The sequence below is a fragment of the Roseibium sediminis genome (assembly GCF_008711325.1).
Classification (GTDB): domain Bacteria; phylum Pseudomonadota; class Alphaproteobacteria; order Rhizobiales; family Stappiaceae; genus Roseibium; species Roseibium sediminis.
Genome location: NZ_VXDB01000113.1, coordinates 1 through 576, shown reverse-complemented (window position 1 = coordinate 576; position 576 = coordinate 1). Strand labels below are relative to the sequence as shown.

Below are 576 nucleotides of genomic sequence, written 5' to 3'. Positions count from 1 at the left end.
ACAATGACTGGTTTGGCGCGCCGCTGATTGTTCAAAGCAAGCAAAAGATCCTGACTGTTCCCGAACAGGTTCAACTCAAGGTGTTGTTGTTCAAGGTCGTTGAGCAGCTGAACCGGGTCACCATGGGGGGATCGGTCCCGGACAGTGTTTCGGCGGACGGCATCTTTACCGATGATTTCCGCAACGATGATTTGCGCGACAACGGGGTTATCCAGAATGCATCTGTGAACAGGGGCGTTCTTCAGCTGCCAGTCCTTGAGGTGCTGAATGTTTCTTTTGGTCAGATGGAAACGCTGCCCTTCACAGAAAAGGCGAGTATCGACCAGCCGCTTTCAACCGGCATTTTCAAGATCAATCCCTATCAGAACTTCAGCGTGATTGCCGGTGACCTGTTCCTCACGCCTGCGCTTGATCACTGGACGGAAGTCCGCACCCAATGGACGTCGCCGGTTACACAGTTCCTTACAGCCGCGCCGGGTCGCCCGCCTGGTACAACGGTCATCACCGAGGAAATCGACCAGCGGACCGAGACGGCCAGCGCTATCCGCCGATTGAATATTGCCTTCACGCTGAACG

The 576-nt window shown here is 55.0% G+C and carries 1 protein-coding gene; it reads left to right on the top strand.

The window, feature by feature from the left end; genetic code table 11:
* Positions 1 to 576, top strand: a 576-nt coding sequence (locus F0155_RS23305) for a DUF4815 domain-containing protein (protein ID WP_150526949.1), incomplete at both ends; no start/stop codon positions are given.